The organism is Agreia sp. Leaf210 (assembly GCF_001421485.1).
GTDB lineage: Bacteria > Actinomycetota > Actinomycetes > Actinomycetales > Microbacteriaceae > Agreia.
Genome location: NZ_LMKK01000002.1, coordinates 381,776 through 407,109, shown reverse-complemented (window position 1 = coordinate 407,109; position 25,334 = coordinate 381,776). Strand labels below are relative to the sequence as shown.

At 66.8% G+C, this 25,334-nt stretch carries 25 protein-coding genes; 18 read left to right on the top strand and 7 right to left on the bottom strand.

Going from position 1 to position 25,334, the window contains the following annotated elements; translation table 11 throughout:
- The 8 genes from ASE64_RS07945 (at nucleotide 1) to cls (ending at nucleotide 7,420) form a co-directional block, all read left to right on the top strand.
- Nucleotides 1–549 (top strand): PH domain-containing protein, encoded by a 549-nt coding sequence (locus ASE64_RS07945; RefSeq protein WP_082465993.1) that lies wholly within the window; start codon nucleotides 1–3, stop codon nucleotides 547–549.
- Nucleotides 546–2,156 (top strand): PH domain-containing protein, encoded by a 1,611-nt coding sequence (locus ASE64_RS07940; protein ID WP_055778519.1) that lies wholly within the window; start codon nucleotides 546–548, stop codon nucleotides 2,154–2,156. Before ASE64_RS07945 ends, ASE64_RS07940 begins: the two co-directional genes overlap by 4 nt.
- A complete protein-coding gene (locus tag ASE64_RS07935) occupies nucleotides 2,153–2,881 on the top strand; it encodes a Rossmann-like and DUF2520 domain-containing protein (protein WP_055778516.1) in 729 nt (242 codons plus the stop codon). Before ASE64_RS07940 ends, ASE64_RS07935 begins: the two co-directional genes overlap by 4 nt.
- A gap of 89 nt (nucleotides 2,882–2,970) precedes the next feature.
- Nucleotides 2,971–3,855, top strand: coding sequence for a pantoate--beta-alanine ligase (gene panC / locus ASE64_RS07930; RefSeq protein WP_055778513.1), 885 nt, complete (start codon nucleotides 2,971–2,973; stop codon nucleotides 3,853–3,855).
- Nucleotides 3,856–3,918: 63 nt separating this feature from the next.
- Entirely contained in the window at nucleotides 3,919–5,430 is a 1,512-nt protein-coding gene (lysS, locus tag ASE64_RS07925) for a lysine--tRNA ligase (RefSeq protein WP_055779786.1), read from the top strand.
- Nucleotides 5,431–5,440: 10 nt separating this feature from the next.
- Entirely contained in the window at nucleotides 5,441–5,605 is a 165-nt protein-coding gene (locus tag ASE64_RS17395) for a hypothetical protein (RefSeq protein ID WP_156351712.1), read from the top strand.
- Between the two features lie 54 nt (nucleotides 5,606–5,659).
- On the top strand, nucleotides 5,660–5,869 hold the full coding sequence (locus tag ASE64_RS07920; RefSeq protein ID WP_055778510.1) for a hypothetical protein: 210 nt from the start codon (nucleotides 5,660–5,662) through the stop codon (nucleotides 5,867–5,869).
- Between the two features lie 87 nt (nucleotides 5,870–5,956).
- Complete coding sequence (gene cls / locus ASE64_RS07915) at nucleotides 5,957–7,420, top strand: cardiolipin synthase (protein WP_055779783.1); 1,464 nt, start codon at nucleotides 5,957–5,959, stop codon at nucleotides 7,418–7,420.
- Nucleotide 7,421: 1 nt separating this feature from the next.
- Here cls and ASE64_RS07910 read toward each other — a convergent pair whose 3' ends face one another.
- The gene (locus ASE64_RS07910) at nucleotides 7,422–8,450 is read right to left on the bottom strand and encodes a pirin family protein (protein ID WP_055778505.1); all 1,029 of its coding nucleotides are present in this window, start codon (nucleotides 8,448–8,450) and stop codon (nucleotides 7,422–7,424) included.
- 76 nt (nucleotides 8,451–8,526) lie between these two features.
- Between ASE64_RS07910 and ASE64_RS07905 the strand changes: the two genes are divergently transcribed.
- Nucleotides 8,527–9,051 (top strand): DUF6609 family protein, encoded by a 525-nt coding sequence (locus ASE64_RS07905; RefSeq protein WP_055778503.1) that lies wholly within the window; start codon nucleotides 8,527–8,529, stop codon nucleotides 9,049–9,051.
- A gap of 86 nt (nucleotides 9,052–9,137) precedes the next feature.
- On the opposite strand, the gene ASE64_RS07900 is transcribed toward ASE64_RS07905, so the two are convergent.
- Nucleotides 9,138–10,031 (bottom strand): glucose 1-dehydrogenase, encoded by an 894-nt coding sequence (locus tag ASE64_RS07900; protein WP_055778499.1) that lies wholly within the window; start codon nucleotides 10,029–10,031, stop codon nucleotides 9,138–9,140.
- 214 nt (nucleotides 10,032–10,245) lie between these two features.
- On the opposite strand from ASE64_RS07900, the gene ASE64_RS07895 reads away from it, so the two are divergent.
- The 6 genes from ASE64_RS07895 (at nucleotide 10,246) to ASE64_RS07870 (ending at nucleotide 16,879) form a co-directional block, all read left to right on the top strand.
- Nucleotides 10,246–12,774: an ATP-dependent Clp protease ATP-binding subunit gene (locus ASE64_RS07895; protein ID WP_055779780.1), complete on the top strand. Its 2,529-nt coding sequence runs from the start codon at nucleotides 10,246–10,248 to the stop codon at nucleotides 12,772–12,774.
- 108 nt (nucleotides 12,775–12,882) lie between these two features.
- The gene (locus ASE64_RS07890; RefSeq protein ID WP_055778495.1) at nucleotides 12,883–13,395 is read left to right on the top strand and encodes a hypothetical protein; all 513 of its coding nucleotides are present in this window, start codon (nucleotides 12,883–12,885) and stop codon (nucleotides 13,393–13,395) included.
- A 79-nt stretch (nucleotides 13,396–13,474) separates the two neighbouring features.
- Nucleotides 13,475–14,167, top strand: a complete 693-nt coding sequence (gene pnuC, locus ASE64_RS07885; RefSeq protein ID WP_055778492.1) for a nicotinamide riboside transporter PnuC — start codon at nucleotides 13,475–13,477, stop codon at nucleotides 14,165–14,167.
- A gap of 328 nt (nucleotides 14,168–14,495) precedes the next feature.
- A complete protein-coding gene (locus ASE64_RS07880) occupies nucleotides 14,496–15,026 on the top strand; it encodes an amino-acid N-acetyltransferase (RefSeq protein WP_055778490.1) in 531 nt (176 codons plus the stop codon).
- A gap of 34 nt (nucleotides 15,027–15,060) precedes the next feature.
- Nucleotides 15,061–15,546: an 8-oxo-dGTP diphosphatase gene (locus ASE64_RS07875; RefSeq protein WP_055778487.1), complete on the top strand. Its 486-nt coding sequence runs from the start codon at nucleotides 15,061–15,063 to the stop codon at nucleotides 15,544–15,546.
- A gap of 88 nt (nucleotides 15,547–15,634) precedes the next feature.
- Nucleotides 15,635–16,879 carry a helix-turn-helix domain-containing protein gene (locus ASE64_RS07870; RefSeq protein WP_055778484.1) on the top strand — a complete coding sequence of 415 codons (1,245 nt, stop codon included), beginning with the start codon at nucleotides 15,635–15,637 and terminating at the stop codon, nucleotides 16,877–16,879.
- An 8-nt stretch (nucleotides 16,880–16,887) separates the two neighbouring features.
- Here the strand turns inward: ASE64_RS07870 and ASE64_RS07865 are convergent, their stop codons facing one another.
- Complete coding sequence (locus ASE64_RS07865; protein ID WP_055778481.1) at nucleotides 16,888–17,313, bottom strand: VOC family protein; 426 nt, start codon at nucleotides 17,311–17,313, stop codon at nucleotides 16,888–16,890.
- A 217-nt stretch (nucleotides 17,314–17,530) separates the two neighbouring features.
- On the opposite strand from ASE64_RS07865, the gene exaC reads away from it, so the two are divergent.
- Together exaC and ASE64_RS07855 are read left to right on the top strand one after the other, a co-directional pair.
- Nucleotides 17,531–19,054 carry an acetaldehyde dehydrogenase ExaC gene (exaC, locus tag ASE64_RS07860; protein WP_055778478.1) on the top strand — a complete coding sequence of 508 codons (1,524 nt, stop codon included), beginning with the start codon at nucleotides 17,531–17,533 and terminating at the stop codon, nucleotides 19,052–19,054.
- 19 nt (nucleotides 19,055–19,073) lie between these two features.
- The gene (locus tag ASE64_RS07855) at nucleotides 19,074–19,457 is read left to right on the top strand and encodes a DUF779 domain-containing protein (RefSeq protein ID WP_055778475.1); all 384 of its coding nucleotides are present in this window, start codon (nucleotides 19,074–19,076) and stop codon (nucleotides 19,455–19,457) included.
- Nucleotides 19,458–19,792: 335 nt separating this feature from the next.
- On the opposite strand, the gene ASE64_RS07850 is transcribed toward ASE64_RS07855, so the two are convergent.
- The 4 genes from ASE64_RS07850 to ASE64_RS07835 are packed head-to-tail and all read right to left on the bottom strand — an operon-like array spanning nucleotide 19,793 to nucleotide 24,564.
- Nucleotides 19,793–20,935: a hypothetical protein gene (locus ASE64_RS07850; protein WP_055778472.1), complete on the bottom strand. Its 1,143-nt coding sequence runs from the start codon at nucleotides 20,933–20,935 to the stop codon at nucleotides 19,793–19,795.
- Complete coding sequence (locus tag ASE64_RS07845; protein WP_200920154.1) at nucleotides 20,932–22,107, bottom strand: hypothetical protein; 1,176 nt, start codon at nucleotides 22,105–22,107, stop codon at nucleotides 20,932–20,934. The genes ASE64_RS07850 and ASE64_RS07845 overlap by 4 nt, the downstream gene beginning before the upstream one ends.
- A complete protein-coding gene (locus ASE64_RS07840; protein WP_055778469.1) occupies nucleotides 22,104–22,961 on the bottom strand; it encodes a hypothetical protein in 858 nt (285 codons plus the stop codon). The genes ASE64_RS07845 and ASE64_RS07840 overlap by 4 nt, the downstream gene beginning before the upstream one ends.
- Nucleotides 22,962–22,974: 13 nt before the next feature.
- On the bottom strand, nucleotides 22,975–24,564 hold the full coding sequence (locus ASE64_RS07835) for a phenylacetate--CoA ligase family protein (RefSeq protein WP_156351708.1): 1,590 nt from the start codon (nucleotides 24,562–24,564) through the stop codon (nucleotides 22,975–22,977).
- Between the two features lie 84 nt (nucleotides 24,565–24,648).
- Here ASE64_RS07835 and ASE64_RS07830 point away from each other — a divergent pair, with 84 nt between their 5' ends.
- Nucleotides 24,649–25,311, top strand: coding sequence for a hypothetical protein (locus ASE64_RS07830; protein ID WP_055778462.1), 663 nt, complete (start codon nucleotides 24,649–24,651; stop codon nucleotides 25,309–25,311).
- Nucleotides 25,312–25,334 lie beyond the last annotated feature (23 nt).

Below are 25,334 nucleotides of genomic sequence, written 5' to 3'. Positions count from 1 at the left end.
ATGACCGACCCCACGAACGTCTCCGGTCGAGACGCACACGATTTTGCCGATTCCGCGCCCTCGACGAAGCGCGTCGAGATAGGCGGCGACTGGCGACGGGTGAGCCCCAAGTACATCGGAGTCGAACTCGTCGGCGTGGCCCTCTTCGGGGTGGTGGCGATCGGCGCCACTCTCGTCTTTGCCCTCACGGAGTGGTTCGCGCAGCCGCTCGGGTTGATCCTCGTCGGCGCCGCCGTCGTGGTGACGCTGGCCATGTTCGTGGTCGCCCCGCGTCGCGTGCGCTCCATCGGCTACCAGCTTCGCGATGACGATCTGCTCTTCCGCCGCGGCATCATGTTCCACCGCGTCGTCTCCGTTCCGTACGGCCGCATGCAGCTCATCGACATCAACAGGGGCCCGGTTGCCCGCTTTCTCGGCCTCGCAGAGCTGCGCTTCGTCACCGCTGCGGCCGCAACAGGCGTGACCATCCCCGGCCTCAAAGACGCCGATGCGGATTCGCTGCGCGACACACTCGTGTCGCTCGCCGAGACGCGTCGGGCGGGGCTGTGACCGAGCCTGTCACTCCGCCGCTTCCCGGCGGTGGCGACTGGCTGCGCCTGCATCCGGCGACTCCGCTGCTCAAGGGCGGCATCGCGCTCATCGCCGTGATCGGCTTCGTCCTCGCCAACGTGCGCGAGCGCCTCCTCGAGATGTTCGTCGGCGGCCCTGACAGCGGTGATCTGTTCGACGAGCTCAATCGTCGTGGCCACCTCGGCTGGGCGATCGCCATCGTGGTCGCGGGCCTCGTTCTCGGCGTCGTGGCCTTCTCCCTCTCGTGGCGCATGCACACCTACCGCATCAACGACGAGGCGGTCGAGGTGCGCAGCGGCATCCTGTTCCGCACCCACCGGCAGGCGCGACTCGACCGCATCCAGGGCATCGCCATCACTCGCCCCTTCATCGCCCGTCTGTTCGGGGCTGCCCGGCTCGAGCTGAGCGTCGCGGGGCAGGACGCGAAGGTGCAACTCGCCTACCTCCGAGGCAGCGACGTCGACCGCCTGCGACACGACATCCTGCTGCTCGCGTCGGCTCGCCGTGCGGAGGAGCGCGTCGCGCCGCTCGTGACGCCGAACGGCGTCGCCGGGTCAGCGGATGCCGTGGGCCCGGATTCGATCATCGGCCGTCGGGTCACGGAATTCCTGGCTCCCGAACTCGACCCGCAGGAGGCGTCGGCCGAGTCGGTCGTGCGCATCTCGCCAGTGCGACTGGCCGGATCGCTGCTCGCAAGCGGAGGAACGCTCTTCGTGCTGGTCATCGCGGTCGTGCTGATCATCATCGCGGCGTCGGGCAGGGAGGTCGGATTCGTCTTCCTGTTGGTGCCCGCGTTCATCGGTGGTGCCGGCTACTACGTGCGCAAGGTGACCCGCTCGCTGCGGTTCTCGATCGCTGCGACGCCCGACGGTGTCCGTGTCGGCTATGGACTGCTGACCACCTCGAACGACACGCTCCCACCCGGCCGGATCCACGCGATCGAGGTCTATCAGCCCCTGCTGTGGCGACCGTTCGACTGGTGGGCCATCCGCATCAACCGGGCGGGCCACGCCTCCAGCGGCTCGGGCAGCCAACCGGCGACGACGATGCTGCCTGTCGGCACCCGCGCCGACGTCGACAAGGTGCTCGGTCTGCTTCTTCCGGGGCTGGCCAGCGCCGACACGCGGCACCTGATTGTGGCCGGCATGGTCTCGTCGGGCCCGACCCCGGGCTTCGCCGTCGACTTCGTTCCCGCTCCTCGGCGCGGCCGATGGCTGCGTCCGTTCTCGTGGCGGCGCACCGGGTATGCCCTCGCGGGGGATGCCGTTCTGTTGCGCAAGGGTCTCGTGTGGCGACAACTCGTCGCGGTGCCGGCGGCACGCATCCAGAGCCTGCGCATCGAGCAGGGCCCCTTGTCACGCGCGCTCGACCTCTGCACCCTGGCTCTCGACACGGTGGCCGGGCCCGTCTCGGCGACTCTGTCGGTGCTCGACAGAGCGGGCTCGATCACGGCGTTCGATGCGATCAGTCAAGTGGCGACGGCAGCCGGCGCATTGGAAGACGGATCGCGCGGCTCGCACGCAGCGGCGCGCGGTCGCGTCGGCTCGTCAGATCCTCACCCACAACCTCCGGAGGGCGAACGATGAACCCAGCAGAACGAAGCGGACGCCTCGGAATCGGCATCGTGGGGGCGGGCAGGGTCGGCCCGATCCTGGGCGCGGCGCTCGCCGGGGCGGGTCACGCTCTCGTGGGCGTCGCGGCCATCTCCGAGGAGAGTCGCGAGCGGGCCGATGCCATCCTTCCCGGAGTGCCGATTCTCGAGATCCCGCAACTCATCGAACGCAGTGAGCTCGTGATCCTCGCTGTTCCGCAGCACGAACTCGCGACGCTCGTGCAGGGGCTCGCCGACACCCGAACGTGGCAGGCGGGCCAGCTGGTGCTGCACACCGCGCCGGGGCTGGGTGTGGGCGTGCTCGCTCCTGCGCTGGCTCAGGGCGCCATTCCGCTCGCCGTGCATCCGGCCATGCAGTTCACGGGATCGAGTGTCGACATCGCCCGGCTCGTCGGCACGTGGTTCGCGGTCACGGCACCAGGGCCCGTTCTTCCCATCGGGCAGGCGCTGGTCGTCGAGATGGGTGGAGAACCCGTGGTGGTGGCCGAGAAGGATCGCGAGGCCTACGCGGAAGCCATCGAGACGGCCACGACCTTCTCGAGTGCGATCGTCGACCAGGCGACGAGCCTGCTGTCGGCCATCGGCGTGCCCGCGCCCGGACTGGTTCTCGGACCCCTCGTGCGGTCGACGGTCGAGAACGCGCTGCACCGTGCTCGCGGCGATGACACGGGCGCGCACTTCGACTCGATCGGCGGGTGAACGACGGGGTGCCGGGTCTCGGCAAGGCACTAGCATCGAGGATGGCGGCGAGCGGAACCTGCGCGCATCGCCACGATTAAGGAGTCCCAGTGACCGACGTAGCCGATTCGATCGCGGGTGTTCGAACCCTGATCCGCGAGGCCAAGACGGCGCTGACAGCCGAGGGAATCGATTCTCCGACAGTGTCGCTCGTTCCCACGATGGGGGCGTTGCACGACGGCCATCTGGCCCTCGTCGAGAAGGCTCGCGAGCGGGGGCACATCGTCGTGGTGTCGGTCTTCGTGAACCCCACCCAGTTCTCGGCTTCCGAAGATCTGCAACGCTACCCGCGCGATCTGGAGTCCGACCGGGCGACCCTCGACAGCACCGCGCGAGACGGTGATCGACCAATCATCGTGTTCGCGCCCTCGGTCGACGAGATGTATCCGAACGGCTCCACCCAGGTCACGGTCACGGCCGGTCGGTCGGGGTCGACTCTCGAGGGCAAGAGCCGCGCAGGCCACTTCGACGGAGTACTCACCGTGGTGGCGAAGCTGCTGAACATCGTGGCACCCGACGCCGTGTTCTTCGGTCGCAAGGACGCCCAGCAGGCGTTCCTCGTGGGGCGCATGATCGCCGACCTCGACTTCGCCACCGCCCTCGAGGTCGTCGACACCGTGCGCGAGAACGACGGTCTGGCGCTGTCGAGCCGCAACCGCTTTCTCGACGAGAAGGAGCGCCGCGCCTCCCTCGTTCTCTCTCACATGCTCGAGGCAGCCGAATCCGCCGCCGACAGAGGGATCGACACGGTCATCGCGGCCGCCCAGTCGGTCGCCATGGGAGAGCCTCTGGTTCAGGTCGACTACCTCGCCGTCGTCGATCCGGCCACCTTCCTGCCGGTCGACGACGACTATCGGGGCCGAGCGGTCGTGCTCGTGGCGGCGCGCGTCGGTTCCACGAGGCTGATCGACAACGAGACCATCTACCTGGCCTGAGCGCCGGGGAGCGCCGAACGCACCCGGTAAACTCGTGTGCGAACCGAGGAGAGATTCGCCCGCATGAGTGACGCACCCAACGACCACGAGCTGACCGACGACGAGCAGCGGGCCGAGGTCGCGGAACAGAAGCTCGTGCGCTTGGCCAAGCGCGACCGACTCATCGCATCCGGGGCCGAGGCCTACCCCGTGTCGGTGCCCGTCACGACCACGATCCCCGCGCTGCGCCAGAAGTACGGCGAGCTCGTCGCCGATGACACGACCGGCGACATCGTCGGCGTCGCGGGCCGCGTCGTCTTCGCCCGCAACACCGGCAAGCTCTGCTTCGCCTCGCTGCAGGCCGGCGACGGCAGCCGGATCCAGGCCATGGTGTCGCTCGCTCAGGTCGGCGACGAGTCGCTGGCCGAGTGGAAGGAACTGGTCGATCTCGGAGACCACGTCTTCGTCTCCGGAGAGGTCATCTCGTCACGTCGAGGCGAGCTCTCGATCATGGTCGCCGACTGGAAGATCGCCTCGAAGGCCCTGCTACCCCTGCCCAACCTGCACTCCGAGCTCAGCGAAGAGACCCGCGTGCGCAGCCGTTACCTCGACCTGATCGTTCGTGACCAGGCGCGAGAGGTCGTGCGCACGAGGGCCAAGGCCGTCGCCTCCCTGCGCCAGACGTTCGCCGACCGCGACTACATCGAGGTCGAGACCCCGATGCTGCAGACCATGCACGGCGGAGCGTCGGCGAGGCCGTTCGCTACGCACAGCAACGCATTCGACACCGAGCTCTTCTTGCGCATCGCGCCCGAGCTGTTCCTCAAGCGCGCCGTCGTGGGAGGCATCGACCGGGTGTTCGAGATCAACCGCAACTTCCGCAACGAGGGCGCAGACTCCACCCACTCTCCGGAGTTCGCCATGCTCGAGTCGTACGAGGCGTACGGCGACTACAACACCATGGCCGAACTCACGCAGACGCTGATCCAGAACGCGGCGCTCGCCGTCGCCGGTTCGCACGTGGTGACCTGGGCCGACGGCACCGAGTACGACCTCGGCGGCGAATGGGATCGCATCAGCATGTACGGATCGCTCTCTGCCGCAGCCGCAATCGAGATCACGCCCGAGACCTCCGTCGCGGATCTGCAGGCGCTCGCCGACCGCGAGGGGGTCGAGGTGCACCTGCCCAACCACGGCAAGCTGGTCGAGGAGCTGTGGGAGCACTTCGTCAAGGGCGGGCTCACGAGGCCGACGTTCGTCATGGACTTCCCGCTCGAGACCAGTCCGCTCACCCGGGCGCACCGGTCCATTCCCGGCGTCGTCGAGAAGTGGGATCTCTACATCCGTGGGTTCGAGCTGGCCACGGCCTACTCGGAGCTCGTCGATCCCGTCATCCAGCGCGAACGTTTCATCGAGCAGGCCCGGCAGGGTGCAGCGGGCGATGTCGAGGCGATGCGTCTCGACGAGGAGTTCTTGCGCGCGCTCGAGTTCGGCATGCCCCCCTCGGGTGGACTCGGGATGGGCATCGATCGCCTGCTGATGGCCCTGACCGGCCTCGGTATTCGCGAGACGATCCTCTTTCCACTGGTGAAGTAAGGTCGGCAGCATGAGCTTTTTCGGTGGAAACAAGAATCCCCTCGACGATGAGGGAAAGAAGAAAGACGATGGTCGGGTCAGCAACTCCCGACTGCTGATCTGGATCGTGGTCACCGCGGTTGCGCTCTACCTCATCGGCACCGGCGTCTACGGAATCATCACCAAGAGCAGCTGAGCAGTCCGGCCGAGCCGGGCTCGTGCGCGGCAGCGGCTGCTAAACTCGGCGATCATGGATGACATTCTCGCCGGGCTGGGCGCCCTCGCCCCCACTGTGCTCGTCGGACTCGTCTTCTGGCTCGTGATGTTCGTCATTCTGCGCGCAGACAAGCACGAGCGCCGTGCCTTCTCGAAGATCGAGGCAGAAGAGCGCGCCAAGCTGGCGGCGTCGAACGCCGCCTCCGACGAGGCGCCCGTCGACGCCTCCGCTCCACGGCTCTGAGCGACGCGTCCACTGCACCATCGGGGTCGTCCGGACACGCTACGGTTGTCGTCGGGGCAGTAGTCGAGGGGAGCCTGCGTGTTCGGAATCAATGCCGCGGGCTGGGTTCTCATCGTCGCCGTGCTCATCGATTTCCTCGTGCGTGTCACGGCGATCATCGTGGTTCCCCGCAACCGACGGCCGGCCACAGCCGTCGCCTGGCTCATGGCCATCTTCTTCTTGCCCTATATCGGCGTGCTCACTTTTCTGCTCATCGGCAGCTACAAGCTGCCCAAGAAGAGGCGTGACAAGCAGCAGGCGATCAACCAGTTCATTCTCGAGACGACCGAGGGCATCGATCTCGTCACGAAGAACCACGCCTGGCCGCCGTGGCTCGAGTCGGTGGTCGAGCTCAACCGCAACCTCGGATCCATGCCCCTCGTCGGCGGCAACAACGCTAGCCTGATCGGCGACTACGCCCGGTCGATCGCGTCGATGGCGGCAGACGTCGGCAAGGCCCGGCGCTACGTTCACGTCGAGTTCTACATCATGTCGTACGACACCGCCTCGGAGGCGTTCTTCGAGGCCCTGGAAGCCGCCGTCAAGCGCGGCGTGACGGTGCGCGTGCTGCTCGACCACATCGCATCCATCAGGTCGCCGCACCACCGCAGAACGACAAAGAAGCTCACCGAACTCGGCGTGCAGTGGTCGTTCATGCTTCCGGTGCAGCCCCTGCGCGGCAAGTACCAGCGCCCCGATCTGCGCAACCACCGCAAGCTGCTGATCATCGACGGCAAGATTGGCTACATGGGGTCGCAGAACATGATCGACCGCAGCTACAACAAGAGGGGCAACATCCGGCGCGGTCTGCAGTGGCAAGACCTCATGACGCGCCTCGACGGCCCCATCGTCGCCGGCCTCAACGCCATCTTCATCACCGACTGGTACAGCGAGACCAACGAGCTGCTGATGCGTGAGACCGATCCGATCACTCCCGAGGTCGTGGAGGAGTCGCCCGATTCCCTCGACTGCCAGGTCGTGCCGTCCGGCCCGGGGTTCGAGGGCGAGAACAACCTCCGGCTCTTCCTCGCGCTGCTCTACTACGCGCAGAACCGCATCATCGTCACGAGCCCGTACTTCGTTCCCGACGAGGCCATGCTCTACGCCATCACGACCGCCACGCAGCGCGGCGTGCAGGTCGAGCTCTTCGTGTCGGAGATCGGAGATCAGGGGCTGGTCTATCACGCCCAGCGCTCGTACTACGAGGCCCTGCTGCGCGCGGGAGTGCGCATCTACATGTACCAGGCGCCCTACATTCTGCACGCGAAGCACTTCACCATCGACGACGACGTGGCCGTGATCGGGTCGAGCAACATGGACATGCGATCGTTCAGCCTCAACATGGAGGTGTCGCTCATGGTGCGCGGCCGCTCGTTCGTCTCGGAGATGCGTGAGATCGAAGACGGCTACAGAAAGGTCAGTCGCGAGCTGACGCTCGACGAGTGGCTCACCCAGCCCCTGCGCTCCACCATCCTCGACAACCTGGCCAGACTCACCAGCGCCCTGCAGTAGCTCAGCGCCGACGAGGCAGTAGCCGCACGGTCGGCAACGCGGGCGCGGGCAGGGGCGAGCCCGTGTAGCCGTGGCCATCTGGCGTGCCGGGGTCGCCGTGCGTGCTGATGAAGCGCGGCGCACGCGCATCCACCTCGCCCGAGCCGATCGCCTCGGCCTGCCACGCAGTGCGGTACGCGACGATCTCGTCGTGGGTTCGGCCGACGAAGTTCCACCACATCACGATCTGCTCGCCGAACGGCTCGCCGCCGATCAGGATCAGTCGGGCGTCGTCGTCGCCCGTCTCGATCGTGAGGGTGGATGCGCCGGGCTCGACGAACGCGAGTTCGGTGCGGGCGACGGGCGTGCCGTCGACGGCCACCGACCCCCTGTCGACCAGGATGCCGTGCTCGTCGCGCGGATCGACCGGGAGATCGATGCGCGTGCGCTTCGGAAGGTCGAGCTGTGCGGCCAGCACGCGGGTGAACGTCGTGGCCGTGGCCGAGACTCCGGCGACGGAGCCGAGGAACACAGTGATCGTCGCGTCGCCGAGCGTCGTGACGGCGGCGGTGTGACTCTCGAAGAACGGCGCCACCTCTCGAGACGCGTCGGGCAGTGCCAGCCACAGTTGCACGCCATGCAGAAGAGTGGTGTTCTCGGTCGACACCTCTGAATGGCTGATGCCCCGCCCTGCCGTCATCAGGTTCAGCTCGCCCGGTCGCACGAAGGCGTGGCTGCCCACGCTGTCGCGATGCTCGATCTCGCCGTCGAACAGCCAGCTCACCGTTTGGAGACCGGTGTGCGGGTGGGGCGGAACGACCATGCCCGCGTTCGTGCGCACATCGGTGGGGCCGTAGTGGTCGACGAAGCACCAGGCGCCGATCATGCTCCGTTCCCTGCTCGGAAGTGTGCGGTGCACGGTCATCGCACGGGGGCCGCCGAGCGGCACCTCGCGGGGCGCCAGGATCGTGACGAGGAGTGGCTCAGAACCCAGCACCTCGTCGTCGTCGCCGATGAGGAGCTCGGTGGGATGCTTCTCGAGATTGCTCACGTCTGAAGCCTAAGCGCCTGTCGATGCGGGTGCATCGATCAGTGGCCGGTTCGGGGCGGCTCTGTCAGCATGGGGCATGGACTTCCTCACGAACAGCCCGGAGCTCTTTCCTCTCGTTCGAGGAGGCGGCGGCTTTCTCGTGTCGATCGGTCTGGGAATCCTCGTCGGAGCTCTCGGCCGATCGCGTCGGTTCCGCATCGTGGCTCTCATCGCCGGTGCAGCCCTCGGAGTCGTCGTCATGGCGGTCGGAGGGGTCACGAAGATCATCTTCGAGGGCATCGGATACCCCGAATGGTGGCAGTGGGCGGTGCTCGGTCTGGCCGTGCTCGTCGAGGGATACCTCGTGAACCTCGTCGTGGAGAGAAACCTCGACCGCGACTCGCGATCGTTCTGGATGTGGATGCTCTTCGTGGTCGGCGCGCACTTTCTCGTCTTGACCGCGAGTCACGGTGTGATCTGCGGAACCCTCGGCCTGGTGTGCATGGCGAACGCCCTGGTCGGGCTGCGCAGTACGCGGATTCCGTTCCGCGTGTTCTGGGCGATCGACGGGGTTCTCAAGATGGGGGCGGGAACGACCATGATCGCCGTCAGCTACGCGTGACTGCGCCGCGCAGAACGTGCGTCGCATGCGACAGGCTCAGAAGACGACGCGTCTCCTGAGCCTGTCGAAGGGTGGTTCGGCCGACGCTACGGCGTGGGCATACCGCCGTTCACGTGGAGCGTCTCGCCGACGACGTAGCTGGATTCGTTCGACGCGAGGAAGACGTAGGCCGGGGCCAACTCTGCCGGCTGACCCCATCGGCCGAGCGGCGTCTGCTCTCCGACGCTGGGCAGTTTCTCGGGCGGCTGCCCGCCCGCGGTCTGCAGGGGCGTCCAGATCGGTCCGGGCGCGACGACGTTGACTCGGATTCCCTTCGGAGCCAGCTGCTGGGCCAGGCCCTTCGAGAACGTGTTGATCGACGCCTTCGTGGTGGCGTAGTCGACGAGCATCTCGCTGGGGGAGTACGCCTGGATCGACGAGGTGTTGATGATGGCCGAGCCCGGCTTGAGGTGGGGCAGAGCAGCCTTGGTGATCCAGAACATGGCGTAGACATTCGTCTTGAACGTCTCGTCGAACTGGTCGTCCGAGACCTCGTCGAGCGTCTCGCGGAACTGCTGCTTGCCCGCGTTGTTGACGAGGATGTCGAGGCCGCCGAGGCCCTCGACCGCCGTCGCGACGAGCTCGCGGCAGAAGGTTGCGTCGACGATGTCGCCGGGGATGGCGATGGCCGTGCGGCCGGCCTCCTCGATCAGGCCGACGATACGCTGGGCGTCCTCCTCCTCTTCGGGAAGGTAGGAGATGGCCACGTCGGCACCCTCGCGGGCGTACGCGATCGCCACAGCCGCGCCGATGCCGGAGTCGCCTCCGGTGACGAGTGCCTTGCGCCCGGAGAGGCGACCCGAGCCGCGGTAGGTCTTCTCTCCGTGGTCTGCCTTGTCGTTGAGTTTCGCGTCGAGACCGGCGCCCTCTTGATACTGCTCTTCCGTGTCGATGTCGGCGTACATCTTCGTGGGGTCCTGGAGTGTGTACTGATCAGTCATGTATCCAGGCTAAGCACCGCCGGTAAGGCGACCGGGGTGGTTGCGTCGTCGGCGTCAGGCGTGTTTCACTCCCGCACACGAAGCCCTCCGATCCTTCCGTGTCGGAGAACCATCCCCGTCACGCCTAGGGCGAACAGAGCAGTATTCGCCCTCGACGCTGATTAGCATCAGTACATCGAGCGCCATCCCTGCCCTGGTGTTCAAGGAGACAGACATGTTTGAGAGATTTACCGACCGAGCTCGCCGCGTCGTTGTTTTGGCCCAAGAAGAGGCCAAGATGCTCAACCACAATTACATCGGCACCGAGCACATCCTGCTCGGCCTCATCCACGAGGGAGAAGGCGTCGCCGCTAAGGCACTCGAGTCGCTCAACATCTCGCTCGATGCGGTTCGCGAGCAGGTTCAAGACATCATCGGCCAGGGCCAGCAGCAGCCCACCGGCCACATCCCGTTCACCCCGCGTGCCAAGAAGGTGCTCGAGCTCTCGCTGCGCGAGGCTCTGCAGCTGGGTCACAACTACATCGGCACCGAGCACATCCTGCTCGGACTCATCCGCGAGGGCGAGGGCGTCGCAGCCCAGGTCCTCGTGAAGCTGGGCGCCGACCTCAACCGGGTGCGCCAGCAGGTCATCCAGCTCCTCTCTGGCTACCAGGGCAAGGAGCAGGTCGCCGTTGGCGGAAACGACGCCACTCCCGACAAGGGTTCGCAGGTTCTCGACCAGTTCGGTCGCAACCTCACCCAGGCCGCTCGCGACAACAAGCTCGACCCGGTGATCGGGCGCGAGAAAGAGATCGAGCGCGTCATGCAGATCCTGTCGCGCCGCTCGAAGAACAACCCTGTTCTGATCGGTGAGCCCGGCGTCGGAAAGACCGCAGTGGTCGAAGGCCTCGCCCAGGCCATCGTCAAGGGCGACGTTCCCGAGACGCTGAAAGACAAGCAGCTCTACTCGCTCGACCTCGGTTCGCTCATCGCCGGTAGCCGCTACCGCGGAGACTTCGAAGAGCGTCTTAAGAAGGTCACGAAAGAGATCCGCACCCGCGGCGACATCATCGTCTTCATCGACGAGATCCACACCCTCGTTGGTGCGGGCGCTGCCGAGGGTGCCATCGACGCAGCGTCGATCCTCAAGCCGCTCCTGGCTCGAGGCGAGCTGCAGACCATCGGCGCGACCACGCTCGACGAGTACCGCAAGCACTTCGAGAAAGACGCCGCTCTCGAGCGTCGATTCCAGCCGATCCAGGTCGCCGAGCCCTCGCTGGCACACACGATCAACATCCTGAAGGGCCTGCGCGACAAGTACGAGGCGTTCCACAAGGTCTCGATCACCGACGGTGCCATCGTCTCGGCGGCCAACCTGGCCGACCGCTACGTCGCCGACCGCTTTTTGCCCGACAAGGCGATCGACCTGATCGACGAGGCCGGCGCCCGCCTGCGTCTGTCGATCCTGTCGGCGCCGCCGGAGCTGCGCGAGTTCGACGAGCGCATCGCCGGAGTCCGGGGCCAGAAAGAGGCCGCGATCGAAGACCAGGACTTCGAGAAGGCTGCCAGCCTGCGCGACGAGGAGAAGAACCTCCTCGGCGAGCGACTGCGCCTCGAGAAGCAGTGGAAGTCGGGCGATGTCAAGACATCCGGCATCGTCGATGAGGGTCTGATCGCCGAGGTCCTGGCCCAGGCGACCGGTATCCCGGTCTTCAAGCTCACCGAAGAGGAGTCCTCGCGACTCGTCTTCATGGAGCGGGCGTTGCACCAGCGCGTCATCGGCCAGGAGCAGGCCATCGAGGCTCTGTCCCGCACGATCCGCCGCACCCGTGCCGGCCTGAAAGACCCGAAGCGCCCCTCGGGCTCGTTCATCTTCGCTGGCCCCACCGGTGTCGGTAAGACCGAGCTCGCCAAGGCGCTCGCCGAGTTCCTGTTCGACGACGAAGACGCCCTGATCTCCCTCGACATGTCGGAGTACGGCGAGAAGCACACGGTCTCGCGACTGTTCGGTGCTCCTCCCGGATTCGTCGGCTTCGAAGAGGGCGGGCAGCTCACCGAGAAGGTGCGCCGCAAGCCGTTCAGCGTGGTGCTGTTCGACGAGATCGAGAAGGCTCACCCCGACATCTTCAACTCGCTCCTCCAGATCCTTGAGGAGGGGCGCCTGACCGATGGTCAGGGTCGTGTCGTCGACTTCAAGAACACGGTCATCATCATGACCACGAACCTCGGAACGAAGGGCATCTCAGGCGCTCCGATCGGCTTCCAGAGCGACAGCAACGTCGAGACCACCTACGAGCGCATGAAGGCGAAGGTGAACGAGGAGCTCAAGCGTCACTTCAAGCCCGAGTTCCTCAACCGCGTCGACGACACCATCGTGTTCCCGCAGCTGTCGAAGGGCGAGCTGCTGCAGATCGTCGATCTGTTCATCAAGCGCCTGCGTGACCGCCTGCTCGACCGCGACCTGTCGATCGAGCTCACGCAGTCGGCCAAGGAGCGCCTCATCGAGGTCGGCTTCGATCCCACGCTGGGAGCACGACCGCTGCGTCGCGCGATCCAGAACGAGGTCGAAGACCGCCTCTCCGAGCGCATCCTGCACGGCGAGCTCAACGCGGGCGACCACGTGCACGTCGACTTCATCGGCACCGAGTTCGTGTTCACAACGAGCCGCCGCCCCGGTGTCGACGACGAGCTGGCGCCCGCCGGCGAGATCGCGGCCTCCTCGGCGGCCGCTGCCGCATCCACGGGCCCGACCGACTCTCTCTAAGAGATAACCGCAGCGAACGCGGATGCCGCGTTTCGATTCCCCATTCGGGCATCGGAACGCGGCATTCCACGTTTAAGACGCAGCACGATGAGTCCCTACACTGGGCGCATGCCGAGCTCTGTGCAGTTGCGCTACTACCCCGCCCGCCGGATCCTGGTTCGCGGGCGTCCCGCGGAGGTTCTCAGCACAGTGGCCGGAGTGTTCGTCGGCCGAGGGTTCCACCCCGCGACCGCCATCGACGAGTCGACCATCGAGCTGGAGATCGGCTCGGCGGCCCGTGAGTTCTGGCTCAGCGGCTCGATCCTGGCCGACGCTGCCCGGTTTCTTCTCCCGCCCCGGGCCAGGGCGCTGGTCGTGCACGGTTTCGCCGTCGCCCAGGTGATTCCGTCGGAGCAGGCCGACACAGACCATCCCGAGACCTGGCTCACCGTCTCGGCCGTCAGCGGCCTCGAGACCCACAGCGACGTCGTCGACGCCGTCGAGCAATGCATGGCCGGCTTCGCGGGCGTTGGGCAGCTGGTGGATGCGGGCGAGCCCCTCAGCGCCTTCGAGTTTCCCGCCGATTCGGTCTGCAATCCGAAGGGCTTCCGCGCGTGGCGGCGACAGCGGCGGCGTGGCTGAGCGTCGCCGAGAGGGAATGGCGCGCATGCCTCGGGCGTTGTGTCGCTGTGGCCCATCGGTCTGAGAGAGAAGGCGCACCGTGGATGTTCTGAACTGGCTGTTCAACGCGCAGTTGCACATCGGCGACCAGACGATCCTGTGGCGTGAGGTTCTCGGCAACGTGTTCGGGCTGCTCAGCGCGCTGGGCGGGATGCGACGCAAGGTCTGGGCGTGGCCGGTCGGCATCGTGGGCAACGCCCTTCTCTTCACCGTGTTCCTCGGCGCCGTGTTCGGCACCCCCAACCCGGTGAACCTCCTCGGCCAGGCTGGCAGACAGGTGATGTTCATCGTCGTGTCGATCTACGGCTGGGTGCGCTGGCAGCAGGCGAAGCACGACGGCGGGGCAGCGGTGAGCCCGCAGTGGGCCGGCTGGAAGAACAGGACCTGGCTCGTGGTGGCCTTGGTCGGCGGCACGGCGATCGTGACGCCGGTGTTCCAGTTGCTCGGGTCGTACGAGCCCGTCTGGGCCGACGCATGGATCTTCGTGGGCTCGCTTCTCGCCACCTACGGCATGGCCAAGGGCTGGGTCGAGTTCTGGTTGATCTGGGTGGCCGTCGACCTCGTCGGCGTTCCGCTGCTCGTGTCTGCCGGCTACTACGCCTCGGCGTTCATGTACGTGTTCTACGGGGCCTTCACGATCGTGGGCTTCATCGTCTGGGCACGCATCCGTCGGGGCGAGAAGCTCACGATCGAGACTCGTTTTCCTGATCCCACCGTGCACACCGAGTCGTGACCGGCGACGGATCGGTACGCGAACCCGCGTCATGATCTGCACCGGTGCGTGTCTCTTCAGGTGAGGGCATACAGCCCGGTCGGCACGCGGGCATAGCGCGACGGATCAGCAGAGGGCTGGGCATGAAGAAGATCATCAGAAAGCTGGGCGACCGTCGGGCGTCGAATGTCGAGCGACGCGTCACGCCTCGAGAACTCGAACTCCTCGGTCGTCTCCTCGCGCGCGAGTCCAAGGCCTGATCACGTCGACGCCCGTGCGCGCCGACGAGAAGAGTCGGCGAGGGCGCGCTGTGCACTCCGCAGGGCCGAAGTGGCAATAGGCTGGTTCGATGCCCGAAGTGACGAAGCCCGCCCCCACCTACACGGTGCGGCGCGCGCAGACGAGTGATGTGCCGTGGATCAAGGAGCTCGTGGAGCCCCTCGTTCAGCGACGAATCCTCCTGGGCAAAGACCTCGTCGTGTTCTACGAGGCGGTGCAGGAGTTCTACATCGCCATCGACGATGAGGGCAATCGCATCGGCTGCGGCGCCCTGCACGTGTTCTGGGACGACCTCGGCGAGGTGCGTACTCTGGCCGTAGCCGACGCCTGGCTCGGCAAGGGCGTGGGCCACGCCCTTCTCGAGGCCGTCGAGGGCGAGGCTCGCCGGTTGGGCCTCACCCGGCTGTTCTGCCTCACCTTCGAGGTGGGCTTCTTCGAGCGCAACGGCTTCATCGCCTCGCCGCTCGGCCTCGTCGATCCCGACGTGTACTCCGAACTGGTGCGCTCTCCCGATGAGGGCGTCGCCGAGTTCCTCGACCTCGCCCGCGTCAAGCCGAACACGCTCGGCAACACGCGCATGCTGAAGCACCTCACCTCGTAACATGCCGAACATCTGCGGCGGGTAGCCTGCTGCAATGTCTCCGTACCAGGTCTGCGTCTGCTTCATCACCCGGCGCTCAGAGCAGGGCGTGCGCCAGGTGCTGCTCGGCCGCAAGAAGACGGGCCTCGGGCTCGGCAACATCGTGGGCCTCGGCGGCAAGATCGAACCCGGTGAGGCGGCCCTGCAGGCCATCGTGCGCGAGATCGAAGAGGAGTCGAGCCTGATCGTCGAGCCGACCGCGGTGAGCGAGGTGGGCTTCATCCGCTACGCCTTCCCTTTTCGCGAGAACTGGAGCCAGGATTCGACCGTCTTCGTCGTCGACGCGTTCAGCGGAACGCCGGCGGAGTCGGACGAACTCGTGCCCGACTGGTACGACGTGACCGAGCTGCCGCTCGACGGCATGTGGGACGACGCGAAGTACTGGCTGCCCCAGGTGCTCGACGGTGAGACCGTGCACGCGAGCTTCACCTTCGGCGAAGACCTGAAGACGGTGTCCGAGTCGTCGTTCGACGCCGCGTAGGCACCCGAAACGGGTATCCTCGACAGTACGTCCGGATGCTCGTGGTCCGGCCCGCATTCCCCGTTCGATCAGCGTTGATTGGCATCCTATGACGAGCCCCTGGCTCGCGCAGCCCCAGGCCGCGCCGGCAGCTCCCCGACCCCTGGTCAGGGCCTCCTGGAATCGCGCCCTCGAGCGGCATCTCGATCCCGAGCTGCTGCTCGCCGCCCTCGAGGTCGCCGAAGACGAACTCGTCGACTACCGGCTCGCGCATCCGCTCGCCTCGGTGCTGCCCGTCATCCGCCGCCTGCTCGTGCGCGACGCCGACGACGACTCGGGCATGCTCGTGGCCGTGGGGGATGCGATGGGTCGCCTTCTGTGGGTCGACGGCGACCGCGCGCTGAGGCGTCGGGCCGAGGGCATGTTGTTCGTCGAGGGAGCGGGCTGGGCGGAGAGCCGCGTGGGCACATCGGCGCCGGGCACCGCGCTCGAACTCGATCACGCCGTGCAGATCTCGGGAGGCGAGCACTTCAACCGGCTGGCCCACGAGTGGAGCTGCACCGCCGTGCCCGTGCACGACCCCGAGACCCGGCGCATCCTGGGGGTCATCGACATCACCGGAGGGCGGCAGGCGGTCGACCCGCACACGCTTCCGTTGATGGAGGCGACGGCGGCGGCCGTGGAGTCCGAGCTGATGGTGCAGAGGCTTCGCGCCCAACGCGACCGCATCGGAGTGCGCCGCCGGCCGCCGCGCCCCGTCGGTCCTCCGACGAGGCCGCTGCTGCGCGTGCTGGGCCGCGACACAGGGGAGCTCACGTCGCCCGCCGGTCGGGTGGAGCTGTCGGCGCGGCACACAGAACTGCTCACACTGCTGGCCTGGCACAGGCAGGGCCTCTCGGCGGAGCAGCTCGCGTCGCTGCTCTACAACGAGGGCGAGTCGCCCGTGACCCTCAGAGCCGAGATTGTGCGGCTGCGCAAGGCGCTCGAGCGCGCGCACATCGACCTCGGGGTGGAATCGCGGCCCTACCGACTCACGAATCCGCTCGAACTGGATGCGCAGCACGTTTTGGCGCTGCTCGATCGAGGGGCGCATCGCGTCGCTCTCGCCACGGCCACGGGCGCCGTACTGCCCGGCTCGTCGGCCCCGGGCATCGAGCACATCCGTGCGGAGGTGCGAGCGCGCCTGAGGGAGGCAGTGCTCACCGACGCCTCTGTCGACGTGCTGCTCGAGTATGCGCAGACGGCAGACGCGGTCGACGACGGCGAGGTGTGGAGCGCCCTGCTGCGTCTGCTGCCCCCGCGCTCCCCGAGGCGGGCCGGCATCGTGGCCCACCTCGAGTCGCTCGAGGGCTGAGGTCGTCCCTAGGCTGCGGGGGCGAACAGTTCCAGCGCGATGTTGTCGGGGTCGCGGAATTCGAGGATGCAGCCCGAGCCGATGTCCTTGACGTCTTCGTGAGCGATGCCGAGCCCGTCGAGCACGACCACGGCGGCATCGAGCTGTTCACGGCCGGCGACCGCGAAGCTCAGGTGGTCGAGGCCCACCCTGTTCTCGTTGAAGCTGTCGGCGTCGTCGGCGACCGGGCGTAGGCCGAGCAGACCGCCCGGGTAGGAATAGATGACGCCGCCGAACAGGAAGGCGAGCTCGTCCTTCGTCTCCTGGTCCGCGTCGGCGGGCGGTGCCTCGAAGGCCACGTCGAATCCGAAGACGGTGTCGTAGAACGCGCGTGAGGCGGCGATGTCGACGACGGTGAGGCGCACGTGGGCGTAGTCGACGGCGGGAATGGGCACGGAGATCTCCAATGATCTGAGGGGGATGAGGGAACATCACCGACCCTGTCACGATGGCCCTCCGCGGATTAGGCCTTGACCTCACAGGCGCACGTCGTCGTCGGCACGCGCGCCGTCGCATCCGGCCGCCGTGCAACGGCCTGCAACGTCGCGAAGCGTAGCGTCGAAGGAGTCTGAACCACAGGCATCCGACAACGACGTCGAAAGGCACACACGCATGACTGTCTACGCGAACCCCGGAACAGACGGGGCCGTCTTCACCTACAAGCCGCGCTACGACCACTTCATCGGAGGTGAGTACGTGGCTCCCGCCAAGGGCCAGTACTTCGAGAACCCCACGCCCGTGACCGGTCAGAACTTCACCGAGATCGCCCGCGGCACTGCCGAGGACATCGACCGGGCGGTCGACGCCGGCTGGAAAGCGTTCGACGCCTGGGGCAAGACCTCGGTGGCCGAGCGCGCGGTGATCCTGAACAAGATCGCCGACCGCATGGAGGAGAACCTCGAGCTGCTCGCCGTGGCCGAGACCTGGGAGAACGGCAAGCCGGTGCGCGAGACGCTGAACGCCGACATCCCTCTGGCCATCGACCACTTCCGCTACTTCGCCGGCGCCATCCGCGCGCAGGAGGGCGGCATCTCCGAGCTGAACAACGACACCGTGGCCTATCACTTCCACGAGCCTCTCGGCGTGGTGGGGCAGATCATCCCCTGGAACTTCCCGATCCTCATGGCCGTGTGGAAACTCGCCCCCGCGCTCGCGGCAGGAAACTGCATCGTGCTCAAGCCGGCCGAGCAGACGCCGGCGTCGATCCACGTCTGGCTCGACCTCATCAAGGACCTACTGCCCGCCGGTGTGCTCAACATCGTCAACGGGTTCGGCATCGAGGCCGGCGCCCCGCTCGCGTCGCACCCGCGCATCCGCAAGATCGCGTTCACGGGCGAGACGACCACCGGCCGACTGATCATGCAGTACGCCAGCGAGAACCTGATCCCCGTGACCCTCGAACTCGGCGGCAAGAGCCCCAACGTGTTCTTCGCCGACGTGGCCGACGAGAAGGACTCGTTCTACGACTCGGCCCTCGAGGGCTTCACCTTCTTCGCGCTGAACCAGGGCGAGGTCTGCACATGTCCGTCGCGGGCGTTGGTGGATGCCTCGATCTACGACGGCTTCGTCGGCGACGCCCTCGAGAGGGTCAAGCTGGTCAAGCAGGGCAACCCGCTCGACACCGACACGATGATCGGGGCGCAGGCGTCGAACGACCAGCTCGAGAAGATCCTTAGCTATATGGACATCGGCAAGCAGGAGGGCGCGAAGCTGCTGATCGGCGGCGAGCGCAGCGATCTCGGCGGCGAACTCTCGGGCGGCTACTACGTGCAGCCGACCGTGTTCGAGGGGGACAACTCGATGCGCATCTTCCAGGAGGAGATCTTCGGCCCCGTGCTCGCGCTGACCAAGTTCAACGGCTACGACGAAGCGATCGAGATCGCGAACGACACGCTCTACGGCCTGGGCGCCGGAGTCTGGAGCCGCAGCGGAACGCAGCTGTATCGCGCGGGCCGTGCCATCCAGGCCGGGCGCGTGTGGTCGAACACCTATCACCAGTACCCGGCCCACGCCGCGTTCGGCGGCTACAAGCAGTCGGGTATCGGTCGCGAGAATCACCGCATGATGCTCGATCACTACCAGCAGACCAAGAACCTGCTGGTGAGCTACGCGAATTCACCGCAGGGGTTCTTCTAATGCCGTATTCGATGCGCTCATGAGCCCGCGCGTCGAGGTGACAGGTGCCGCGGCAGACATGCTGCGGCACCTCGCCACCACGTACGGTCCGCTGATGTTCCATCAGTCGGGCGGCTGCTGCGATGGCTCGAGCCCCATGTGCTACCCGGTGGGCATGTTCCGCACCGGCGGCTCGGACGTGCTGCTGCAGACCCTCGAGATCGACGGACTCGATCCCATCGAGTTCTACATGTCGGCCAGTCAGTACGAGTACTGGAAGTACACGCATCTCACGGTCGACCTCGTCGATGGGCGGGGCAGCGGCTTCTCTGTCGAGGCACCCGAAGGCAAGCGCTTTATGATCCGCTCGCGGCTCCTGACCGACGGCGAGCTCGAGGAGTACGGCGTGGAGGCGCGGAGCTAGTCCGGTCGGGCGGAGATTCCGGCTATCCGAGCGGCATAGGGGCTCGGATGGTCGAAATCTCCTCCCGAGTTGCCGTCCCGGCATTCGAGCTGCGGATTTCGCGCCCGAAACGGGAGGAGATGATCGCATTCGATCCAAATACGGCGCCGGATGCACGAATCTCCTCCCGTTCTACGCGGCAACCTGGTGTTGCTGCAGTGTGTCGCTGCGCTCCCTCAATCTGGTCTCACCCGGGCAGGGATTCCGGTAGTCCGAGCGGCATAGGGGCTCGGATGGTCGAAATCTCCGCCCGTCCTGCGGGCAGGCGACGACGCCGCCGCCCACGCTGCCAGGCGTCACCGCATCGGGTCGGTCAACCGCGGCGAGCGGGGAACTCGATCTGTCTGGGCGACGCCCGCGCTGAAGACCGAGAGAGCGACGTCGCTGCGAGAGAGCCCGAGCCGCTTGCGCAGCGCGCCGTGTGCGGCGGGAGAGTCGATGAGTTCGGAGTGCGGTGAGATGGCCAGGCCCTGGCGATGTGCGTGCAGCCACAGCCGCTGCAGCACCCGGCCTGCTTCGAGCGCGTGCGGTTCTGTCACGCCGATGCGGCTGTCCATGGCCTCGGTGACGCTGAGGATGTCGTCGATGCCGGCCGCCCGCGAGTTCGCCACCAGAACGTGATGGGTCGGCGCCCCGCGCTCGTCGGTCACACCGGTGGGCAGCGCTGCGTCGCGTCCGAGCCCTTCGAGGAGGCGGGCGACGGGACCGGCCACGGCCACGAGCGGGTCGCGGAGCCGCGCCCTGCGGGTGAACGGTGCCGCGATCCGGGCGAGCGGCCTCGGCATCACGAGCATCGCGTCGGTCATGCCGTCGCGGTGGTAGCGGGGGTGGCGCGGGTCGAGGCGCAGCCAGTGCAGCAGCTCGTTCGCCACCGTGGCATGTGACGCAGTGAAGGCTATGCCCAGCGTGCTGAGCTGCTTCATCGCGCGGTCGTCGAGGGATCGAAGGCTGAGCCACGGGGGCAGCTGCAGAGAATCGAGGTGCGCGAAGACCTCGGGCTCGCCCACGAGCGCGCCGCGGTACACGCGTCGCTCCATCACCTCGGCGGCGGTGAAGGGATGCAGGTTCGACGCGCCCTCGGTCGCATCGTGGTCGGCGGGTGAGAGGGCGACGCGGAACACGGGTCGGGTCACGTCGGCGGGCCCCGAGATGGGCAGCGAGTCCAACTCAGAGAGGGCGGGGAGGACCGTGACGTCGGTGGCGAAGCCCGCCTCGGCGGCCCCGATCGCGAGGCTCTCGATCCACGCTCCGAGCGACATGATCACGTCTCGGAACGTGGGATCGCCAGCGGGCAGCGTGCGTCCGGGCACGATGGAGACCTCGATCGTGCCGTCGATGATCTGAGGCGACCAGGGCTGCGTGTTGTGCGGAGAGGGAGTGCGGCTGGCGAGCAGGACCAAATCGCTCAGCAGCTCGGGGGAGGGCGATTCGCCGATCATGCGATTCCTTCGTCTCGGTCGATGGGTGTCTCTGTCGAGGACGTCGAGGACGTCGAGGACGTGGTCGATGTGGTCGACGTGGGGCGTCTGTACAGCGTCGACCCGTGCAGCGGTCGGCCGCCGAAGCGCGAGAACTGCCGCGCCGAACCCGCGTTCTCGAGGCCGACCGTGGTGGTGCGCAGTCGCCGGTAGCCGCCCTCGGCGAGGTTCACCTGCAGTTGCCTGCTGAGCAGGGTGAGGATGCCGCGGCCCTGTCGATCGGGCTCGACGCCCTGAATGATCAGGATGGCCTCGCGGCGGTAACGTCCGCGGGTCAGGAGGAGTTCGAGCTGGCGCAGGGCCGTGAGTCGGCCCCGCGTCTTCTGCACTAACGGCGAGATGTCGGGAAGCACCAGGATGAACGCGACGGCCTCGCCGGACTCATCGTCGCGGGCGAGCAGCAACAGCTTCTCGTCGAGCAGGAACGACAGCCCGTCGGTCGCCGCCGTCATCTCGGCCGGAGTGATTCGTGTGTAGTACGGCAGCTGCTCGAATGCGTCGTTCAACACGACCAGCAGCTCGGGAATGAGCGTGTCGGTCTTCGACCTGTCACCGTATTCGAGCCGGATGCCGGCGGCGGCGAACTCGTTGCGGGTCGGAGCGGTCGTCGTCACGGAGCCCACGTCGACGCTCCAGGTCTGCGCCTGCTGAGTGCGCGAAAACCCGGCCGCCTCATAGACACCGGGAACCCACGCCGGGTTCCAGGCCGAGTCGACGAACCCGCGCTCGTCGAATCCCGAGGTGATGACCCCGGCCGACTGATTCGGCAGCAGCGAGACGGGGCCGAGAAGCTGCTGTTTGCCGGCTGACCGGGCCGACTCGTCGAGGTGCGCGAACAGCGCGTCTGCCGCTTCGGCGCTCGCGAAGTCGGTCGCCCCGAACAGTTGCGAGGTCACGCCGAACTTCTCGTCGAGCCGCGCGTCGGTGTGCACGGTCGACCGCCCGACGACGCTGCCTGCGTCGTCGCGCACCACGACGAGCCGCACCGGCTCGGGATGCGCGCTCGTGCCGCGATACCAGGAGCGGATCGTCGATTCGAGCAGCGGCACGGCTAAGTTCGAGGGCCAGAGGCGACCGGGCAGCGCGACGAACTCGCGAAAAGCCGCGTCGTCGGCGACCGTCTCGACCCTCACGAGCCCGACCCCGCGGCATCCGGGGTCTCGCCGAGAGGCGCTGCCGTCTCCGGCGCCACGTGCAAGCGGATGTAGCCGGCCGTGCCGTTGCGGGTGTCCTTCGTGATCCACTGCATGAGGTGCCGGTGTCCTGGCATGCGCGCGAAGGCCAGCAGGTCGTCGCGCCGCTCGAAGAAGGCGAGCGTGCCGAGCGTGAACGGAAACTCGTAGTAGGTGGTGAACCACACGTAGCCACGCATCGTGACCATGCGCGCGATCATCGGGTAGTAGATGCGCGTCAGCGCGATGAGCGCGGCTGGGCCGGTGTATTTCGTGGCTCCCACGAACATGGCGCGGGCGTCGGCGATGGGGTGAGGGTCGCGTGTCGGTCGTCGCGGCCTCGTCGGGCCGTGGCCCGTCGGGCGCTCGGTGGATGCGGCATCGACCCTGGGCGGCTCGGTTTCGCGGGCCGCCTCGACCGAGGTCGGGGTGAAACGCTCGATATGGCCCATACGGCCGTCTTCGGCGCGCCAGATTCCGTTCGTGTATCCGGATGGCTCGGCCTCGAGAACACGGCCTGTCGAATGCGCGCCGCCGAGTCTCAGCCACGGCTCGAGGCGCGCGGGTGCGGTCACGAGTGCATGATCCAGCTGGTCGCGGGTCGAGAAGTACGAGGCGATTCCGAGCGTGCGCGGAGACCTGCGGTAGCTCTTCTGCCAGAGAAAGCCGGGGGAGTCGGCGAAGTGAGCCGCCAGCTCGAGCCGCGTGCGGCGGGCCCGTCGCGCATCCGCGGCAGTGTCGAAGCGGCGCTCGACGACGACCATCGCCTGAGCCCGGCCCTGTAATGGTGCGAGCGAGAAATCGGTGGAGCGCATCAGATGGCCCCGCTCATCTCGGCGCCGGGCCGGAGGGCACGCCGCCCCGGTCGGCCTCGTCGACGAGGTAGACGTTCTTGATCTTGCGTGGGCCGCCCTCGAAGACCCCGGATCCGAATGCGTGCACCTCGATACGCACATCGCTAGCCGTCGGATCTTCTTCGAGCGACTGGGCGATGTCGCGTGAGACGGAGGCCAGGTGGGCGAGCACTCCTGCCGCCGAACGGGTCTTCAGATCGTCTATGGCATGGTCGTCGAGCGTCACGCCCTCACGCAACTGGAGATGGATGACCGGTCGCTGCTCGAGGTTGCCGATGTCGTCGAGGCTCAGCTTGAACGACTCGATCTGGTTGGCATGCGGGTTGTCGAGATAGAGCCCGTTCTCGACGTCGAGCGGGTAGATGTTGGCGCCCATGTACGAGATGGTCGAGTCCTTGCGGCCGAAGAGCAGCACGAAAGGCAGCTTCATGCGCTGGGTCGAGAAGGCGCGTTCGAAGGCGAAGCCGAGGCGCGGAGACTTCTGGGCGTAGGCCTGCATCTCGGGGAACGTCACGATCTTTGCCTCGTCGCCGATGTTGTAGCGCAGCTTCGGACTCATGATGGCCATGGAGTTGAGCGTGACGAGCAGCTCGTTGTCATCCGTGGTCTCGAGGTAGGTCTCGAGGGGGTTGTACTGGAAGATCATCGGCGTGCGCTGCTCGCCCTCGCCCAGCACGTCGCGCCTGAGGGGCTCGTTGGCCGCCAGTGCTCGTCGCAGCCAGACAGAGAGGTCGCTCTCGCCAGACATGCCGATCGTGAGGTCGGATGCGCCGTAGCCGGAATAGACACGGGTGAAGCGGTCTTCGAGGTAGTCGCGGAGTCCCTCGGTGAGGGCCTCGCCGCCGACGAAGCCGTTGAGGTCGTAGGCATCCCACTCGAAGCCCTCGGAGTCGAGCCGATCGCGCAGGTGTTTGAGGAAGGGCGGGTAGGCGCTGATGAGGTAGACATAGCCCGAGCCGAAGTGCTTCAGGGTGTCGACGATCTTGTCGATGTCGGGCCCGGTGTTCTTGACCATGGCGATCTTCGACATTGCGAGACCGGTGTTCGTTCCCGTGGCCCACGCGCCCATCGAGAAGGCGTTGATGCAGAAGAGTTTCTTGGTGCCGAACAGCAGGGTGATGTAGCCGGCCACGTTCTTGTGCACGGTGTCGAGTTCGCGCTTCGAGCGCATCCAGTTGTAGGGCTTGCCGCTCGACCCACTCGATTCGTCGACCACGGTGCCCACAGTCAGGATCTCGCCGTTCCAGCAGCGCTCGGCCTCGGGGTAGCGGTTCACGTACTCGGCCTTCGACGTCGGCCGGTAGTTCGTGAGCTGCCACCAGCGGAACGAGAACCTCTGTTCGTCGAGATACTTCCTGTAGGCGGGCACATCGAGGTACGCCTGCTGGCAGACCATCCACGCGTTCAGTCTCGCGAAGCGCTCCATCGACGGGTGATAGTGCCGAGCGGTGAAGCGCCAGAGCGCCGGGTGGAGTCGATAAACGGCGTACGCCGTGGTGACGAGCGCGGTCGCAATGCGCAGCGCGGCCTGCCGCAGTGCACTCGTTCGATGAGGCCTGGCCACGAAAGTCCTTCCGCCGGAGGGGTAATTCACCCTACAGCCGCGCCAATGCGGGTGTCGGGAGCATCAAGCTCGTAGCCTAGGGTCATGTCGACGATCAAGAATCCCGTCGGACCGGAACCGAGCAAGGTCTACTGGCGCCGACGCCTGATCGTGCTCGCCGGTCTTCTCGCCGTGATCGCAATCATTGTGCTCATCATCGTGCGCCCCGGCTCGTCTTCCCCCGCCGGAAGCTCGGCCACTCCGCCCTCCCCGGCGACGAGTGCCCCGGCGACGACCTCCCCTCCCGCTGCGGCCGGCGAGCCGCAGAACGTCGAGGCAGCGGCACCCGCCGACGGCCAGACTGCCGCGTGCGATGCCGCGAACATCCAGGTGACTCCGGTGACCGATGCCGACACCTACGCCGCAGGGGTCAACCCGCAGCTGTCGCTCAGTCTCACGAACACGGGTGGCACGGCCTGCTCGATCAACGTGGGCACGGCCCAGCAGGTCTACACCATTCGAAGCGGCGAAGAGCAGTACTGGGTGTCGACCGATTGCCAGGCCAGCCCCACCGACATGCCCACCGTGATCGATGCCGGCGCCACTCTGGCCTCGACGCCGTTCGCCTGGGATCGCACCCGTTCGACCGCCGACACGTGCTCGTCGACCGATCGGCCCCAGGTTCCCGCAGCCGGCGCGTCGTACCACCTCGACGTCTCCATCGGCGGATTCGCGTCGACGGTCAGCAAGCAGTTCATTCTCGGCTAGTCGAGCCTGCTCGGTTGGGTTGG